Source organism: Adlercreutzia sp. ZJ473, assembly GCF_013185065.1.
Classification (GTDB): Bacteria; Actinomycetota; Coriobacteriia; order Coriobacteriales; family Eggerthellaceae; genus CAAEEV01.
In genome coordinates, this window is the sequence record NZ_JAAVTO010000004.1 from 1 (window position 1) to 3,466 (window position 3,466).

A 3,466-nucleotide genomic window follows, 5' to 3' on the forward strand; every position below is an offset into this window, starting at 1 on the left:
TCCTAGGTCTTTCCAAGTTGTTAGTCGGAAAACTCCTGGAGGATTCTACCTATGGCATGGAAAGTTCCAAGAGGATTCCGATTGGCCTCTTGGAGCTTTATGATCACGCAGTTGTTTTGACGCTCACGCTCGAACAGGAGCTTTAGTTGTCAAAGATACGTTCAATTCAGAGTGTTTCACCTGATGGCGAGTTGATTATTACGATTTCCCATCTAACATTTTGTCTAGAACCACTCGATCTAAATTTCTGTATCGGAAATTACAACAACATTAGGTTCATCCGTCAGGAGGACATCGCCATCTTAACCGCAATCTTAGAAAATCAAACCTGACCTTTTTTGCGGGTCATGATCTTTCCGGCTAATCGTAAAAACTGATTCCTTGAATAAATGTACGAATCCGGCTTCCACAATTCAGAGAGGAAAATATAGGACGTACAGAATACGATTGTCACAAACACCAGCTGTAAAATGTTATTTTGAACAAACGCAAAAGGAATCAAACCAAGCAGGCCCGCTAATACAGCTAGACATATGGGAGGAAACAAATCGCAAAACTGGCGCAATATACCATACTCGAATAATGTTTTAGAAGGAGTCATGTTGATCAGCACTGCGATGATGCTGTAGATTAAGCTAACAAACGCCATCAGCATCAAGTCGTGCGCCAGCGACGCAATCACCACCAAGGCAATCGCGATGGTCTTTTTTACCACCTCTAAGCGTAAATAGATATCACTCCTGCCCATAGCATTAAAGCACTGCAAATTTATTCTTGTCGCAGGGGTAAAAATAGAGGCAATACAAAAAACCTGAAAAAAAGGAGCGGCGGCAATCCACTGTTCACCAAGTAAGATTGAAATCAGCGGTCCAGCATTGAGACACAAGAGTACCATAAATGGCGCAATTATAGTTAAGGACATCTGAAGCCCACGCTTAATCAAGATTCGCATATCATCCGTAGAGCCCTTAAGCCTTGCCGCTGCAGGAAGTACAACTTGAGAAATTGCAGAATCGAGAATAGATTCCGCTTGTGCCGGATACTTCTTCCCCTGACTGAATAGGCCGAGCTCAGCAGCTGAGAACACCTTTCCCGCAACCAAATCATATATACTTGTATATATAGTATGAAGAAGGGATGAGACCAACAGCTTCCAACCGAAACCCGCCGTTCTTTTGAGGCTATCGACGCTATACGCAAGACGCGGATGCCATTTGACTTGAACGGCCATGCAAATGCAGGTAAAAATCTGCTGCAGCATAGTTTGCGAGACCAATGCCCATACGCCAAAACCCACCAACGCCAAGGCAATACTTATGGTTCCAGACAGGGCCGATGCAACCAAGGTAGCAATCAGCTGAGCTCTCATATTCAATTCACGCTGAAGCATAGCCACTTGAACAGAGTTGTAAGAGCAAACGAACAGGACCAAGGACAGCACCCTCAAAATAGCCGAAAGCCCATCCATTCCGTAGAAGGACTCAATATAAGGAGCGCAAAAAAAGATTGCCGCGTACAATACTGCAGAGATTAACGAAGATGTCCAAAACACCGTCGACTTGTCAACTTCAGTTACCCTGTCCTGACGGACCAACGCAGTATTCATTCCGCACTGAACGAGAACCGTTGCCAAGTTCGTGAACACCAAGACAATTGCAATAAGGCCAAAATCCTCCGGCCCAAGAAGCCTTGCAAGAACAATCTGGACAACTATCACCACAATTGCTGCACTCAATCGTTCAGCAACCTTCCAGATCATTGCGCTTAGCGCTTTACCTTTTACTTGCTGTTTCGAATCATCTTTGCTATCGAAGGAATCACTCATTTTCACTTAGCTCGCTTAAATAATGCCGCCATACGTAAAGAACACTGTAAGAAAGTATCTGGCGCTAAGTACGAGCGACGAGAGAGCAGTCGCCGCAGTAAACAGCTGCCCCTCTTTTTTCATCGGTATGGTCGAAACGATTAATCCCGCAAAGACGAAATCTGCAAAATAGCAAAGCTCGCCAAATCGCCATAACCAATACGAATAGAAAGACATAATGCTAGTCAAAGACACGAAAATGCTAAGAATAAGAAACTTATCGTAGTTTTTTATTGACCCTTGGAGTTTGCCCCTATAGGCGATAGCTATAATCGTAATCAGATAATAGGGAAGGCCTTTTAACACAGTCATGTAGTTGGACTCAACGCTAATCCCACCTTCTTGATTTAGATACGAAGTGGTCTGGAGCGACATGCCGGGAATCAAGTTATTTACCAGTTTTATTACCGCAGAAGATATTTCGGAAAACTCAAATACGCAAACAGCAAGCAACAACGCTTCAAACACAACCAAGCTCTTGCGTTTCGCTCCGTGCAATAACAGCAACAAGGGAATTAGGATGTACGCAACCTCATGAAACTGAATAGCCGCCAGAATCCCACCAATGCATAACACTTTTCGACCTGCAAAGTACGAAGCGAGCGCTAAGGTTGCAAACGCAACAGCAACCGCCTCTTTTAGCTGGTAGCATCCGTACAAATAACAAAAGCTAAAAGCAACAAACATTAGCGCTATGGGCGCCCTTTGAGGGAAACGGTTATAGGAAGCGAGAAGAATTGCAGTAACCAAAAACGCGATTACAAAAAATAAAACAGAAGCGTTATTTGTAAACGAGTGCAATATCTCCTCTACCACATAAAGGCCAAACGATCCCGCCTTTACCCTCTCCGTTAATCCGCTTTCAAAAAAGACTTGGAAATGGGCCCTATCCGACAGTTCCGGAGTCGCCCCGCAGATAACTGAAAAGAAGCCTATCGCCAAAGAAACAAGAGCGATTTCAACTGCATGCAGCTTAACAGCCTGACGAGGAGACTCCCTGCTCATTTGCGAAGCAGCACCTCTTTTGGACAAAGCGTTCCTTCTCAGGCATACAAACCAATATGCCAACAAGCCCCCGCAATAATAGAGGCTTATTTTCAATATCGAAGCAATGACTTCCATGTTCAGCCTATTTTCGACGATAGTTGTCGAAGTAGTACCTGGCTAACAACTTTGATGACTCTTCAATATCATATCCAGCATTGCGAATCTTTTCGTCTGGACTAGTACGAAATCCCATATATTTCCTCGCAAGGCGAATCGCTTTATCTGCCCAAACCTCAGGCGCTTTATCTAGGCCGCAAAAAACTGCAAGTTCAGTAATGCCAATCTCACTAGTCACGGAATCAGAAATCAGGCACGGTAAACCCATGGCCTGCGCCTCAACCAGCGAGACTGGTAAGCCCTCCCACAGAGACGGAAAGATGAAGCAATCGAAAGCAGCAAGCCATTGAGGAATGTCACTTTGAACGCCGACCATAAAGATGTGATCCGAAAGCCCATCGTGAGCTATCTCATCCCGATAATGCTGCTCCAAAGAACCGGTGCCAATCCAAAAACAAACAGCAGAATCATCAAGTTTGACAATACTCTTGAAGACCG

General features: G+C 44.5%; 3 protein-coding genes. All 3 read right to left on the reverse strand.

Annotation, left to right across the window (positions count from 1 at the left end; translation table 11 throughout):
• Positions 1-322 precede the first annotated feature (322 nt).
• Positions 323-1,825, reverse strand: coding sequence for a lipopolysaccharide biosynthesis protein (locus HRL41_RS01490; protein ID WP_253904635.1), 1,503 nt, complete (start codon positions 1,823-1,825; stop codon positions 323-325).
• Between the two features lie 15 nt (positions 1,826-1,840).
• A complete protein-coding gene (locus tag HRL41_RS01495; RefSeq protein WP_172135210.1) occupies positions 1,841-2,986 on the reverse strand; it encodes an EpsG family protein in 1,146 nt (381 codons plus the stop codon).
• Between the two features lie 7 nt (positions 2,987-2,993).
• On the reverse strand, positions 2,994-3,466 hold a 473-nt coding region (locus tag HRL41_RS01500; protein ID WP_172135211.1), incomplete at its 5' end, for a glycosyltransferase.

Coding starts and splice junctions, on each gene's coding strand:
- HRL41_RS01490 (WP_253904635.1), bottom strand. CDS start 1,825: ATGAGTGATTCCTTCGATAGCAAAGATGATTCGAAACAGCAAGTAAAA.
- HRL41_RS01495 (WP_172135210.1), bottom strand. CDS start 2,986: ATGGAAGTCATTGCTTCGATATTGAAAATAAGCCTCTATTATTGCGGG.